At 72.8% G+C, this 15,586-nt stretch carries 3 protein-coding genes; all 3 read right to left on the reverse strand.

Going from position 1 to position 15,586, the window contains the following annotated elements:
* Positions 1 to 11: 11 nt before the first annotated feature.
* Positions 12 to 1,046 carry a GNAT family N-acetyltransferase gene (locus FOZ70_RS30520; RefSeq protein WP_219707468.1) on the reverse strand — a complete coding sequence of 345 codons (1,035 nt, stop codon included), beginning with the start codon at positions 1,044 to 1,046 and terminating at the stop codon, positions 12 to 14.
* The gene (locus FOZ70_RS30525; protein WP_219707469.1) at positions 1,036 to 6,030 is read right to left on the reverse strand and encodes a non-ribosomal peptide synthetase; all 4,995 of its coding nucleotides are present in this window, start codon (positions 6,028 to 6,030) and stop codon (positions 1,036 to 1,038) included. Before FOZ70_RS30525 ends, FOZ70_RS30520 begins: the two co-directional genes overlap by 11 nt.
* A 9-nt stretch (positions 6,031 to 6,039) precedes the next feature.
* A partial coding sequence (locus FOZ70_RS30530; RefSeq protein ID WP_219707470.1) for a non-ribosomal peptide synthetase occupies positions 6,040 to 15,586 on the reverse strand: 9,547 nt, incomplete at its 5' end.

The following is a 15,586-nucleotide window of genomic DNA, read 5'->3' on the forward strand; positions in this document are numbered from 1 at the left end:
AATCCGGCGCGTCAGACGTGACGGCCGGAGAAGAACGTCTCGCGCAGCGTGCGCATCCACAGCGGCTGCGCGGCGGCCAGCGCGAGACGGCGCTGCCGCGCGAAGCCATGCCGCGCGAGATGATCGGCAACCCGCGCGTGGCCGGCCGGAACGGCACAGCCGACCGCTTCGGTACGCGGGTCGTCGAGAAACAGGTAATGAACGACGGACGGCAGCCAGCCCGCCACGCAATGCGGGCCGCGCCAGCGCGATTCGCCGACCAGCATCCGCAGCCCGCGGTCGTAGTCGCGCGCCGCGACGTGCGGCGCGAGCGCGTCTTCCTTCAGCCAGAACGCCTCGAAATACGCGAACGGTTCGCCGTCGAAGCAGCCGACGAGCGGCGTGACGTGCGGGTCGGCATCCGGCGCCGCACCTTGCCCGCCGTCCACGCCAGGCTGCGCGCCCGGCCAGCCGTCGCGCACGCGCGGCTCGTCGAACCAGCGCGCGACGCGTTGGGCATCCTCGTCCGGCTGCCAGCCGCGCAGCGTGAAGCGCACGCCGAGCGCCGGCAGGTCGCGCGCATAGACTTCGCCGCGCGGCGCCGGCGGCCGGCGCGGGTGGCGGCGGCCGTCGGTGAACACCGGCAGCGTCGCGCACGGCAGATGCGGGCCGACGAGCCACAGGTCGGCCTGCTGTGCCCAGCCTTCGCGCATGCAACGGCCGGCGTCGGCGAGCACGCCGCTCGCGCGCAGCGCATCGAGCGCGACCGCCGGCCATGCGGCCGGGTCGAGCCGGATCGACGCGTGGCGCGCGCTGTCGGAAAACGCCGCGGCCAATGCGGCCAGCAGCGCACGCCGCTGGTCGGCCGGCGACGCGCGATGGTTGTATGCGACGAGGCGCAGCGCGCCATCGTCGCCGAGTTGCGCGCGCAACAACTGCGCACCGATGCCGTCACCCTGCGCGACGCGGATCTCCGCGCCGTCGCGCACGGCGAACAGGCCGTCCGCGAATGCGAGGCGGTAGGTATCGAGCATCGTGAATCCGTCCGGACGCACTTCAGCCAGCATGGCGTTCCTCCTGTCCCGTTTCCGTGCATGCGTCGAGCCGCGCGCCGAGTGCGGCGAACGTCGGCGACGCGAACAGGTCGGCGACCGTCAGCGCGTGACCGGCGCGGCTGGCCGCGTCGACGAAGCGCACGACGTCGAACGACGTCGCGCCCGCTTCGAACAGGTCGGCATCGGGCGCGGGCGCGGCCGTCGCGAACGTGTCGGACCACAGCGCCGCGAGCGCGGCTGCCGCGTGCGGTGCGCGTGACGACGTTGCCGTGCGTGCGCCGCCTTTCGCGTGCGCGCGCGGCGACGCTTGCGCAACGGCATGCGTGTCGGGCGCGCCGAGGGCGGCTTCCGACGCGCCGGCGAAGCGCGCGACTTCGTCGTGGTAAACGTCGACGAGCACGTCGACGAAGCTGCGGTCGAGCAGTTCGTCCGCATACGAGAACGCGGCGCTCACGCGCCCGTCCGGATGCTCGACGACGTCCAGCTCCAGCGTGAACACGACGCGATGGCGCACATCGTCGAACCCGGCCAGCGACAGGCCGGCCCAGTCGCGCGCGGCGGCACCGGTCGGGCGCAGGTAGTTGAACATCACCTGGAACAGCGGATTGGCCTGCGCGGCACGCGGCGCGCGCAGCGCCGCGACGACGTCCGCGAACGGCACGTCGGCGTGCGCATAGGCCGCGAGTGCCGTGTCGCGCACCTGTGCCAGCACGTCCGCGCGACGCGCGGCCGGGTCGATCCGCGTGCGCACCACGACCGAATTGATGAAGAGGCCGAGCGCCTCGCGGGCCGCGTCGCCCGTCAGCTCGCGCGTCGACGCGAGCACGCCGACCGGCTGGTCGGCCGCACCCGTCGCGCGGAACAAGGCGGTGTTGAGCGCTGCGTGCAGCAGCATCGGCAGCGTCGCGTGCGCGGCCGATGCCGTATCGCGCGCGGCGCGGATCAACGCGCCGTCGAATTCGAACGCGATGCGGGCCGCGCGCCATTGCGGCACGGCCGGTGCGCTGGCGCGTTGCGGCAGCAGGCGCGCCGGCAGGTCGGCCAGCGCATCGCGCCAGTAAGCGACGCGGGCCGGATGGCACGGCGCGGGCAGCACGAGCGGCCGGGCGACCGGTTGGGCGATCTCCCCGGCCGCCACGGCACCGCCCTGCACGCGGGCGACATAGCGCGCGCGAACCGCATCGAGCCAGAGCTCGATCGATTCGCCATCCGACACGATGTGATGAATCGTCAGCGACAGCACGTGATCGTCCGCGCCGAGCCGCAGCACCCGCGCGCGCCACAGCGGCGCATCGGCCGCGAGGTCGAACGGCGCGAGCGCGTCCTCGTCGGTCAGCGCCGCCGCTCGGGCAAGCACATCGGCTTGCGCCGACAGGTCGATCACCGGCAGTTCGACGGAAACGTCCGCGTCGATCCGCTGGCCCGGCAGCGCGCCGTCACGCGCCACGAGCCGCGCGCGCAGCGCCGGATGCACGGCCGCGACATCCGAGAAGGCCGCACGCAGCGCATCGACGTCCAGCGGGCCGCGCACCCGCAGCGCGACCGGAATGTTGTACGCGGCGCTGTCCGGCTGCGCGCGCCACAGGAACCACAGCCCGAGCTGCGCCGGCGACAGCGGCCACACGCCGTGGGCGTCCGGTTGCGCCACCGCAACGCCCGGCGCCGCGGCACCGGCATGCGCTGCACGCGGCGCATCGGCCACCTGACGCGCGTACTGCGCGAGCACCGGCGCTTCGAACAGCGCGCGCACCGGCACGTCGCGTCCGAGCCGTTCGGCCACGCGCGTCGCGACGCGCACGGCGGCGAGCGAATGGCCGCCGAGATCGAAGAAGTGATCGCCCCGGCCCACACGCTCGAGATTCAGCACGTCGCACCAGATCGCCGCGAGCGCGGCTTCGTCGCCGTCCTGCGGCGCTTCGTACGCGCGTTCGACGCGCACGGGCGCCGGCAGCCGTGCGCGATCGACCTTGCTGTTCGCATTGCGCGGCAGCGCGTCGAGCACGATCAGCTGCGCGGGCACCATGTAATCGGGCAGCGTGCGGCGCAGGTGTGCGTCGAGCGTCGCGGCTTCGACCGGCTGCGCGGCCGCCCGTGCGTCGGCGGTCAGCTCGACGTATGCAACGAGCTGCGCGAGTGCGCCCTGCCCGTGCACGACCGCACATGCTTCACGCACCGCGTCGTGCGCGGCAAGCTGCGCCTCGATCTCGCCGAGCTCGATGCGCAGCCCGCGCAACTTCACCTGGTGGTCGACGCGGCCGATGAAGTCGAACACGCCGTCCGCGCGACGCCGCACGAGGTCGCCCGTGCGGTACAGCCGCGCGCCCGGCGTGCCGTACGGATCGGGCACGAAACGCTCGGCCGTCAGCGCCGGGCGGTCGAGATAGCCGCGTGCGACGCCGATCCCCTCGCCGCCCAGGTACAGTTCGCCGATCACGCCGACCGGCAGCGGATGCAGCCGCTCGTCGAGCACGTGCGCGGTGCGTGCGCCGACCAGCGTACCGATCGGCAGGTACGCGGCGTCGCCGAGCTTCGCGAGATCGTCGCCGGGCCGGAACATCCACAGCGTCGGCGTGATGACCGTCTCGGTCGGCCCGTAGCCGTTGACCACGCGCACGTTCGGCAGCGCGCGGCGCAGCATCGCGAATGCCTCGCGCGACGTCGCCTCGCCGCCGACGGTCAGCGACCGCAGTGTCGGCGGCGCGCCGTGCGCGAGCGCCCATTCGGCAAGCTGCGCGGCGCAGCCGGGCGGCACGTAGGTCATCGTCACGCCGTCGCGGACCATCATCGCGCAGGTCTGCGCGGGCGGCCACAGCACGTCGGCCGTCACCGACACGGCGGCACCCGACATGTATTGCGAGAACCAGCCTTCATGCGCACCGTCGAAGTTGACCGACTGGAACAGCAGGAACACGTCCTGCTCGCCCGCGCCGTAGCGCTCGGCGATCGCCGCGCAATGCAGCGCGAACGATGCATGGTCGACGATCACGCCCTTCGGCTTGCCGGTCGAGCCCGACGTGTAGATCGCATAAGCCGCATGCCCGGGCAGCACGTCCGGCAGCACGACGTGCGCCGCTTCGTCGAGCGCAGCGACTTCGTCGGCGCGCCACACGCGCAGCGCCGGCAGCTCGGGCAGCGACGCGGCGCTCGCGCCGTCGGTCAGCACGTGCGCGATGTTCGCGTCGCCGACGATCTGCGCGAGCCGTTCGCGCGGATGAGCCGGATCGAGCGGCACGAACGCGGCGCCCGACTTCAATACCGCGATCAGCGCGACGAGCAGGTCGACCGAGCGCTGCAGCGCGACGCCGACCCGCATTTCCGGTCGTACGCCGGCCGCCACCAGATGGCGCGCCAGCCGGGCCGCGCGCGCATCGACTTCGCCGCGCGTGAACGCACGATCGATATCGGCGACACCACGCGCGTCGGGCCGTGCATGGGCATGCGCGGCGATGCGTGCATGCACGGGCACGAACGGCTCGGCATCGGTCGCGCCGGCCGGCGCGTTCCATGCAAGGAGCTGCGCGCGCTCGGCGGCGGGCAGCCAGTCGAGATCGCCGACCGGCATGTCGGGGCGCGCGAGCGCATCGGCGAGCAGCGTGACGAAGCGCGCGGCCAGCCGTTCGATCGCATCCGCATCGAACAGGTCGAGCGCGTAGATGAACGCGGCGTCGAACGTGCCGTCCGGCGTCGCCTCGACCGACAGCGTCAGGTCGAATTTCGCGGAAGGCGTACCGGACGGCAGCAACGCGGCAGACGCCGCGCCGAGCGCCGGCAACGCACGACGCTCGCCGTATGCGGCCATCACCTGGAACAGCGGATGGTGGCTCGCGCTGCGCGGCACGCCGAGCGCGTCGACCACCTGCTCGAACGGCACGTCCTGATGCATCTGCGCGTCGACGAGCGCACGCTGCGTGCGCGCGACCAGCGACGAGAAATCGCCGTGCGCGGGCACGTCGACGTCGATCGCCAGCGTGTTGACGAAGAAGCCGATCAGGCCGGCGACTTCCGCGCGTTCGCGGTTCGCGGCCGGCACGCCGACGCAGATCCGCGCATCGCCCGTCGCGCGCGCGAGCAGCGCATCGAGCGCGGCGAGCAGCACCGCGAACGGCGTGGCGCCCGACGCGGCCGCGAATGCGCGCAGTTGCGCACCGATGCGCGCGTCGAGCGAAAACACGTGGCGCGCACCGCGCGCACTGCGGCGCGCGGGTCGTGCGGCCGCGCCCGGCAGCGTCAGCACGCCGCGCTGCGGATCGAGCCGTTCGCGCCAGAACGCGAGCTGGCGTTCGCGCTCGCCGGCGTCGAGCCAGCGGCGCTGCCACAGCGCATAGTCGGCGTACTGGATCGGCAGCGGCGCGAGCGGCACCGGTTCGCCCGACGCATAGGCGCGATAGAACGACGCAAGCTCGAACAGCATCACGCCCGACGACCAGCCGTCCGACACGATGTGGTGCACAGTCAGCGCGAGCCAGTGATGCGTCGCGTCGAAGCGCACCAGGTGCGCGCGGACGAGCGGCGCCACGCCGAGGTCGAACGGTTCGGCTTCCTCGGCCGTCGCGACGGCTTGCGCGCGCGCCGTGCGCTGCGCGTCCGGCAGCGCTTCAAGATCGGTTTCGCGCCACGGGCAGCGCAGCGGCGCGTGGATCGTCTGCGCGACGCCGTCCGGCGCTTCGTCGAAGGTCGTGCGCAGCGCCTCGTGGCGCGCGATCAGCGCATCGCATGCAAGCCGCAACGCGTGCACGTCGAGCGGGCCCGTCAGCGCCAGGCGCTCGGTGATGTGATACGCGTCGGGCGCATCGATCAGCCGCGCATGCAGCCACAGCCGCGTCTGTGCGAACGACGCCGGCACGCGGTCGCTGCGCGGCGTGCGCGGCGGGATCGGCAGCACGCGAAAATCGATGCCGGCCGCGCCGAGCTTGTCGATGAACACCGCGCGCTGCGCGTCGGGCAGTTGCGCGAAACGCGTCGCGAGCGCCAGCCAGTCGGGTTGAACCTTCGTCATCCGTCGTCCTTATTGGGTTTCCAGTTCGCCGAGCAGCGCGTCGATCGCGCTCGCCGCATCGGTCGCGCCGCGTGCCGCGCAGGCCGCGTCGATCGCCTCCGCGCAACGCGCCAGCGTGCGCGTGTCGAACAGCGTGCGCAGCGGCAACGCGAGCCCCCAGTGCAGGTTCGCCTGCGCATGGGCCTGCGTCGCGAGCAGCGAATGGCCGCCGAGCAGGAAGAAGTCGCCGTCGCGGCCGATTGCGTCCACGTGCAGCACGCGTTGCCAGATCCCGGCGAGCGCGCGTTCCGTGTCGGTCGCGAGTGCCGCTTCGGCTGCCGTCTCGCGTACCGGCGCGGGCAGCGCATGGCGGTCGCACTTGCCGTTCGGCGTGACGGGCAACGCGTCGAGTTCGACCAGCTGCGACGGCACCATGTAGGCCGGCAGGTGCGCGCGCAGCGTGTCGAGCAGCGCCGCCCGGTCGAGCGGGGCAGCATCGCCGCGCGCGACATAACCGACCAGTTGCTCGTCGCGCACGATCACGACCGCATCGTTCACGCCGGGCGCCGCGCGCAGCAGCGCCTCGATCTCGCCCGGCTCGATCCGCTGGCCGCGCAGCTTGACCTGCGTATCGACGCGGCCGAGGTAATCGAGCGCACCGTCCGCACGCCGTCGCGCGAGGTCGCCCGTGCGGTACATGCGCGCGCCCGGAACGAACGGATCGGGCACGAAGCGCTCGGCGGTCAACGCTGGACGGCCGAGATAACCGCGCGCGAGGCCCGCGCCCGCGAGATACAGTTCGCCGGTCGCGCCGGCCGGCACCGGTTGCCATGCGGCATCGAGCACGTGCAGTTGCAGGTTCGCGATCGGATGGCCGATCGGCACCGCGACCGCCTGCGCGTCGTCGGGGCCGCACGTCCAGTGCGACACGTCGATTGCGGCCTCGGTCGGCCCGTACAGGTTGACGAGCGTCGCGTGCGGCAGCAGCCGCGCCATTTTCTCGACGAGTTCGGGCGCGAGCGCCTCGCCGCTCGCGACGATCAGGCGCACGCTGTCGCATTGCGCGGCGGCCGCGAAATCGTCGAGATGCGCGGCGAACGCGGCGAGCATCGACGGCACGAAGTGCAGCACCGTCACGCCGTGCGCATGGATCGCGGCCGCGAGACGCGCCGGATCGCGATGGTCGCCGGGCGCGGCGATCGCGAGCTTCGCGCCGATCGCCAGCGGCCACACGAATTCCCACACCGACACGTCGAAGCCGAACGGCGTCTTGTGCAGCACGACGTCGTCGCGCGTCAGCCGGTACGCGTGCTGCATCCACGCGATCCGGTTCGCGAGCGCACCGTGCGTGTTGCCGGCGCCCTTCGGCTTGCCGGTCGAGCCGGACGTGTAGATCAGGTAGGCAAGCTGTGCGTCGTCGACCTCGGCGGTCACGCCGGCGAGGTCGACGACCGTTTCGTCGACGGTTTCATCCGCCAGCAGGTCCGCGACCGTCAGCAACTGCGTCGTTGCACCGTCGCCCAGCGCCGCCTCGACCTGCTCGCGCAGATGGGCCTGGGTGATCGCGACGGCCGGCCGCGCGTCGCGCAGCAGATACGCGATGCGTTCGGCCGGATAGTCGGGATCGACCGGCAGGTAGGCCGCGCCGGCCTTCAGCACGCCGACCAGCGCCATCACCATGTCGAACGAACGCTCGACGCACAGCGCGACCGGCGTATCGGGCCGCACGCCGCGCCGGCGCAGCGCGGCCGCGATGCGCGACGTACCGACGTCGAGCTCGCGATAGGTCGCGCGATGCACGCCGCCGTGAACGTCCGCGTATTCGAGCGCGATCGCGTCGGGCGTCGCCCGCGCCGCATCGGCGAATTGCAGGTGCAGCGGCTGCCGTTGCGAAACCGGCCATGTGCGCGCGGTGTCCTGCGCCCGCGCCAGTGCGTCGCGGGTGGCGTCGTCGGCGATCGACAGTGTGCCGAGCAGCGCATCCGGCGTGCGGGCCAGCGCATCGAGTGCGCAGGCGAACGCGCGGTGCCAGGTTTCGACCTGCCGCGCATCGACGCGCGCGGTGTCGTAGCCGTAGTCGATCGTCAGCTCGGCGCCGCTCTCGATCACGAGCGTCAGCGCGAAATCGGTGGCTTCGATGCTGCGCACGCCGCTCAAAACCAGCGCGCGCGGATCGGCGTCGCGCGCCGTGTCGTCGACCGGATAGTTCTCGAACACGACCAGCGTGTCGAACAGTGCGCCGCCCGCGCCGCGCGCCCAGCGCTGGATGTCGGCAAGCGGCGTGTGCGCGTGCTCGGCGGCCGCCGCGTTGTCGCGTTGCAGCGCTTGCAGCCAGTCGGCCGCGCGTTGCTGCGGCGCCGGCGCGGTGATCACCGGCACCGTGTTGATGAAGAGGCCGAGCACCGCATCGACGTCCGCGAATGCGTCGGGACGGCCCGCGACGGTCGCGCCGAACGCGACGGCCGGCTGGTGCGTCATCCGCTGCAGCGCGAGCGCCCACGCGCCCTGCACCAGCGTATTGACGGTCAGCTTCAACGCACGTGCCGTCTGCGCGACATGCGTCATCGCGTCGGCATCGAGCGTCGCGCGCCACGTGACCATGTCGGCATCCGCACGGTCGGCCGTGCGGTCCGCGATCAGCGTCGGGGCGTCGAGTCGTGCGAGGCGTTCGGTCCAGAAGCGTTCGTCGGCGTCGCGGTCGCGCGTGCCGAGCCAGGCGATGAAGTCGCGATACCGGAGTGCCGGGCGGCTCGCGAACGGCGATACGGCGTCCGGGTCGCGATAGTCGCGCAGCACGTCCGCCAGCAGGCGCGCGGTGCTCCAGCCGTCGAGCAGCACGTGATGACGCGTCCACACGACGCGCCATGCGTCGTCGGTCACGCGGATCAGCGTGAGACGCATCAACGGCGGCTCGCGCCAGTCGAAGCCGCGTGCGCGATCGGCCGCGAGCCATGCGTCGAAATAGGCGTCGAGCGTGTCGCCGCGCGTGCGCCAGTCGAGCTGTTCGACCGGCATCCGCGCATGACGATGCACGCACTGCAGCGGCGCGGCTTCGTCCGGCATCACGCTCGTGCGCAGGATGTCGTGGCGCGCGACGGACGCCTCGAACGCGGCGACGAGCCGGTCGGCATCGAGCGCGGCCGCGGTCGCGACGAGCTGGTTCACGTAGCTGGCGTGACCGGGGGCGAACAGCGCGTGGAACAGGATGCCCTGCTGCATCGGCGACAGCGGATAGACGTCATCGATCGTGCGCCAGTCGAGCGGCGTGCGTTCGATCGCGGCCTGCGTGAGACCGGCGGCCTGCGCGAGCGGGAAATCGCCCGGCGTCGCGCCGGCGCCGCGATGCGCGACGCGTGACGCACACGCGTCGACGAGCTCGCGCAGCGCCGCCGCGAAGCGCTCGGCACATGCGTCGATCGTCGTGCGCTCGAATTGCGGTGCACCGTAGACCCAGTGCACTTTCAGCGTGCGTGCGCCGTCGCGATCCGTATCGAGGTACGCGTGGATCGCGAGCGTATTGCCGAGCGGACCGTGCGGATCGCGCTCGACGCCGGTGCCGCCGAAGCGCGGCACGAGCACGGCATCGCGCGGTGCGTCGAACTGGCCGAGATAATTGAACGTGACGCGCGGACGCGGCACGGTGGCCAGCACCGCGCGCGTCGCCGCATCGCCGTAGTGCGCGAGCACGCCGAAGCCGAGCCCCTTGTGCGGCACAGCGCGCAACGTGTCCTTGACCGCGCACAGCGTGTCGCGCGCGGTGGCCGCGACCGGCAGCGTCACCGGGTAATGGCTCGTCAGCCAGCCGATCGTGCGGCTCGCATCGGCATCGTCGAACAGCGCCTCGCGGCCATGCCCTTCCAGTTCGATGCGGCACGAGGCGGCGCCGCTCGCGCCGGCCAGCGCCAGTGCAAGCGCGGCACCCAGCAATTCGATCGTCTGCGTGCGGTAGGCGGCATGCGCATCGGTCAGCGCCGCACGGGTCAACGCCGCGTCGATCGTCTGCACGACGACGGCAGCATCGGCGTTCGTCGCCGTGGCGTCGGGGTGGTCGGGCACGACGTCGTCACCCTGCGCCATGCCGGCCCAGTACGTCGCCTCGGCCGCGAACGGCGATGCCGGTTCCGTCGCCGCACGGGCGAGCCGCGACGCCCAGGCATCCGCGCGCAGGCCCGGCTGCGACAGCCGGATCGGCGTGCGTTCGCATGCCGCGCGGTAGGCCGAGTCCAGGTCGTCGAGCAGGATGCGCCACGACACGCCGTCGACGATCGCATGGTGAATCGCCAGATGGAGCTGCGTCGAGCCGTCCGGCAAGCGTGCCGCGCATGCGCAGGCCAGCGGCCCGCGACCGAGGTCGAGGCGGCGCTGCAACGTGTCGAAGCGCGCGAGCGCGTCGGCTTCGTCGCGGGCGGCGACTTCGACGAACGGCAGCGCGTCGTACGGTTTCGCGGCATCGCTGGCGTGCCACGTGCCGTCCGCGCCGCGTGTGAAACGCTGGCGGAATGCGTCGTGATGCGTCAGCAATGCGTCGAAGGCGCGCGCGAACGCATCGGCGTCGAACGGCCCGCGCACGTCGAATGCGACCGACTGGTTCCAGTGGCCCGGGCGCGGGATGTCGAGCGCGAAGAAACGCTGCTGCGCGGGCGTCAGGACCTGCGCCGTCACCGGTGCGCCGGCGGCAGATCCGGCCGCAGGCTGCGCGACGGCGGCGGCGACAGCCACGTCCTCCGTCTTCGCGATGCGTGCGAGTTCGGCGACCGTCGGGCCGTCGAACAGCTGCTTGGGCGTGAAGCGCACGCCGCGCTTGCGCGCACGGGCGATCACCTGCAGCACGAGGATCGAATCGCCGCCGAGTTCGAAGAAGTTGTCGTCGCGGCCGACCTGCGGCGCCTTCAGCACGGCCTGCCAGACTTCGGCGAGCACCGTTTCGACCGCGCCCTGCGGCGCATTGCCGGACGCGGTCGCGACCGGCGCGGCCGCCTGTTCACGCAACGCGGCACGATCGATCTTGCCGTTCGCGGTCACGGGAAGGCGTGCGAGCGCGACGAACTGCGCGGGCACCATGTAGTCGGGCAGCTTCGCGGCAAGCGCCGCGCGCACGGCGGCCTCGTCGAAGGTCGCGCCGTCGCGCATCACGACGAACGTCGCGAGCCGCAGGCGGCCATCGTGTTCGATCGCGAGCGTTTCGGCCTGCGCGACCGGCCCGGCCGCACGCACGGCCGCACTGACCTCGCCCGGTTCGACACGGTAGCCACGAATCTTCACCTGGTCGTCGATGCGGCCGAGGAACGCGAGACGGCCGTCGGCGCGCAACCGGACACGGTCGCCCGTGCGATACAGCCGCGCGCCGGGCGTAAACGGATCGGGCACGAAGCGCTCGGCGGTCTGCGCCGGGCGCGCCAGGTAGCCGCGCGCGACGCCCGGCCCGCCCAGATACAGCTCGCCCGTCGCGCCGGCCGGCACGCACGCGCCGAACGCGTCGAGCACCAGCGCGCGCGCATTCGGCAGCGGCAGGCCGAGCGGCACGCCGCTCGCGGGATCGCGCGCCTCGGCGGCGATCGACGCCGTATCGCACACGATCGCACCGACCGTCGCTTCGGTCGGCCCGTAGTGGTTGATCACGCGACAGGCCGGCGCAAGCGCGGCCAGGCGCGCGACGAGCGCCCACGTCAGCGTTTCGCCGCCCGTCACGAGCGCATGGCGCGGCAGCACGTCGGCCGGCACGCGTGCGTCGAGCAGCGCCTGCAGGTGGCTCGGCACGATCTTCAGCACGCCGACGTCGCGGCGGCGCATCTCGTCGGCGAACAGGTCCGGATCGAACGCGCAAGCGGCCGGCAGCAGGTGCAGCGTGCGGCCCGCGCACAGCGCGCCGAACAGCGTCGTGTGACCGAGGTCGGCCGCGACGGTCGATACCATCGCGAACGATGCGTCCGGTGCGAACGCGAGTTCGTCGAGCATCCCCTGCACGTAGTCGGCCAGCGCGCCGTGCGACACGACGACGCCCTTCGGCGTGCCGGTCGAGCCCGACGTATAGATCAGGTAAGCGCCCTGTTCCGGGTGCGGCGCGACGCGCACGCCGGCCGCGAGCGCGAGCGTGGCGTCCTGCGCGAGCGTGTCGACGTCGAGCGGCTGTGCGTCGATGCCGGCCGGCCACGCCTCGGTATCCGCGACGAGCGCCCAGCGCGCGCCGCAGTCGGCTGCCGCCGCGGCCAGCCGGGCGGCCGGCTGGGCGGGATCGAGCAGCACGGCGAGCGCGCCGGCCTTCAGCGCGCCGAGCAGGCCGACGACGAAGCGCGCGGAGCGTTCGATGCAGACGATCACCGGCACTTCGGCGCCCACGCCTCGCCCGGACAGCGCGCGTGCGAGGCGGTTCGATGCGTCGTCGAGTTCGCCGAACGTCAGCGACGCCGACGCATCGGCAAGCGCGACGCGATGCGGATACGCGGCCGCCTGCCGCGCGAACGCGGCGGCGATGTCCGCATGTTCGATGCGCAGCGCACGGCCGTCGCGCGGCTGGCGCGCAGCGGCCGACGCGTCGCACGGCAGGACAGCCGTCGTCTGGTGCGGATCGCGCGCGGCGGCACCGACGAGCGCCGCGTAGCTGTGGAGCCACGCACGCGCGGTGTCCGCATCGATGCAGTCGGTCGCATAGGCCGCGACCAGTTCGATGCCGTTCGCATCGTCGGTGAAATCCACCGCGTAGTCGAAGCGTGCGGCGAGATCGGGGCCCGGCGTCGCAACGGCCGTCGCGCCCGGCAGCACGCTGTCGTGCCGCGCGTCGAACTGTTGCGCGAATTTCACGCGCAGCCATTCGTCGCCGCGCTTGACCGGCGGCTTCACCGCGTCGACGACACGCTCGAACGGCACGTCCTGGTGGGCGACCGCATCGAGCGCCGCCGTGCGCGCCGCATCGACGAGCGCGCGGAACGGCAGCGTCGGCGCCACCCGCACGCGCAGCGCGACCGTATTCAGGAACAGGCCCAGCAGCGCACGCGTTTCGGGGCGCTGACGATGCGCGACCGGTACCGCAACCACGACATCCGTTGCGCCGGTCAGGCGCGACAGCCATGCGTCGAGCGCGGCCAGCAGCACCGTGAAGACGGTCGCCTGCGCGTCGCGCGCGAGTTGCCGCACGTCGGCCGCGACCGCGTCGGGCAGCCGCACCGACACGCGCGCACCTTGCAGCGTGCGCGCCGCGCCCGGCTGGCGGTCGACCGGCAGCGCGAGCGGGCCCGGCACGTCGCGCAATGCGCCGCGCCAGTAATCGAGCTGACGTTCACCCTCGCCGCCGGCCAGCATGTCGCGTTGCCAGTCCGCATAGTCGGCGTACTGGATCGGCAGATCGGGCAGCGACGGCGCGCGGCCTTCCGCATACGCGCGATAGGCGGCCGACAGTTCGTCGAACGCGCAGCGCGAACTCCAGCCGTCGGTGATGGCGTGATGGGCCGTCAGCAGCAGGCGGTGACGGTCGTCCGCGAGCGCGACCAGCGTCGCGCGCAGCAGCGGGCCGCGCGCGAGGTCGAACGGTTCGGCCGCTTCGCGCTCGGCAAGACGCGCGGCTTGCGCGTCGCGGGCGGCGGGCGGCTGGTCGCGCAGGTCGACGCTGGCGATCGACACCGGCAGGTGCGCATGAATCCGCTGCATCACCACGCCGTCGTCGTTGTCGACGAGCGTCGTGCGCCATGCCTCGTGCCGGCCGATCACGTGATCGAGCGCGCGTTGCAGCGCGTCGCGATCGAGCGTGCCGTCGATCGCCCAGTGCGCGGCGATGTGATAGGCGGCGCTCGCGTCACGCGTTTGCGCGAGCACCCAGAAACGTTGCTGCGCGAGCGAGGCGGCGCGATCGACGAACGGCGCGCATGCCGCGGCGGCATCGGCCGCACCGGTCGTCAACCGGCGCGCGGCGATCGCGGCCAGCGGTTCGCCGGTTTCGCGTTCCGCACGATCGACCGCTTCGGCCAGTTCGGCGAGCGCCGGATCGGCAAACAGCGTATCGAGCCGCAGGTTCACGCGTACCGCGGCCCGGATCGCGGCCTGCAACTGCATCGCGGCGAGCGAATCGGCGCCCAGCGCGAAGAAGCGGTCGTCGCGCGACGGTGCGACATCGAGGCCGAGCAGCGTCTGCCAGAGGCCGGCGAGCTGCTGTTCGGTCGGCGTGCGCGGTGCGTCGCCGCCACCCTGCGTCGTGTCGCGCGCGGCGGCAATCTTCTCGCGCAGCGCGGCACGGTCGATCTTGCCGTTCAACGTGTACGGCAGCGCATCGCAACGCACGAACCGGTGCGGCTGCCATGCGGCCGGCAGTTGCCCGGCCACGTGCGCCTTGAGCGCCGCATCGTCGGCCGCCGCGCGCAGTGCGACGCACGCGATCAGGCGCGTCGGCCCGTTGCCGGTGTCGGCGACCACGGCTGCGTCGGCCACGGCCGGATGCGCGCGCAGGCACGCGGCGATTTCGGCCGGCTCCACGCGCACGCCGCGTACCTGGACCTGGTCGTCGAGGCGGCCGAGATAGTCGAATGCGTCGTCGTCGCGCAGCCGTGCGAGGTCGCCGGTACGGTACACGCGCGCACCGGGTTCGCCGTCGGCATCCGGAACGAAACGTTCGGCCGTCAGCGCCGGGCGGCCGTGATAGCCGCGCGCGACGCAGACGCCGCCCAGCAGCAATTCGCCCACACCGCCGCCGTCGACGCCGTCGAGGCGCGCGACGCGCGGGCCGATCACGCGACCGATCGGCAACGACGCATAAGCATCGTCGGCGGCCAGCGCGGGCGTCTCGCCCGGTTCGACCGGCCACAGCATCGGCGAAATCACGGCCTCGGTCGGCCCGTAACCGTTGATCAGGCGTACCGACGGGAAGGTGCGGCGCACGAATTCGAACGCCTGCTGCGGCAGCGCTTCGCCGCCGAACGCGAGCACGCGCAGCGCCGGCGGCACGCCGTCGCGCGCGGCCACCGCGGCGAATTCGCGCAGGTAGGCGGGCGGGAACGCCGCCACGTTGACCGCCTCGCTCACCATCAGCGCATGCGCGGCATCCGGCGCGAACGGCTGCGGCGGTGCGACGACGATGCTCGCACCGGTCGCGAGCGGCGCGAGCCAGCACTCGTGCGCGGCATCGAAATTGACCGACGCGAAATGCAGCAGGCGGTCGCCGGCCTCGATCGGCAGCGCGGCCGCGAGCGCGTCGCAGTGCGCGGCGAGCGGCCCGTGTTCGACGACGACCGCCTTCGGCGTGCCGGTCGAACCCGACGTGTAGATCATGTAGGCGGCCGCACGCGGGTGGACGGGCACTGCTTCGTCGTCCTCGGCGACCTCGTGGCCATCCGCTGCCTCGGCTGCCGCGTCGAACGCGTGCTCGAACGGCGTGCCGAGCGCCGTGCGGCCGGCCGCGTCGACGATGCCGTGCCGCAGCCGGGCATCCCGGACGATCCAGTCGAGGCGCGCGGCCGGATGGCGCGGGTCGAGCGGCACGAACACGCCGCCCGCCTTCAGCACGGCCAGCAGCGCGACGAACAGTTCGCACGAACGCTCGACGCACACGCCCACCCGCACTTCCGCGCCGACACCGGCCGCGCGCCTCGACTGG

It is taken from the genome of Burkholderia sp. COPS, from assembly GCF_019425585.1.
GTDB classification, from domain to species: Bacteria; Pseudomonadota; Gammaproteobacteria; order Burkholderiales; family Burkholderiaceae; genus Burkholderia; species Burkholderia cepacia.

Excerpts from the sequence above, each read along its gene's own strand:
- FOZ70_RS30520 (WP_219707468.1), bottom strand. The coding sequence starts at position 1,046 with ATGCTGGCTGAAGTGCGTCCGGACGGATTCACGATGCTCGATACCTAC.
- FOZ70_RS30525 (WP_219707469.1), bottom strand. The coding sequence starts at position 6,030 with ATGACGAAGGTTCAACCCGACTGGCTGGCGCTCGCGACGCGTTTCGCG.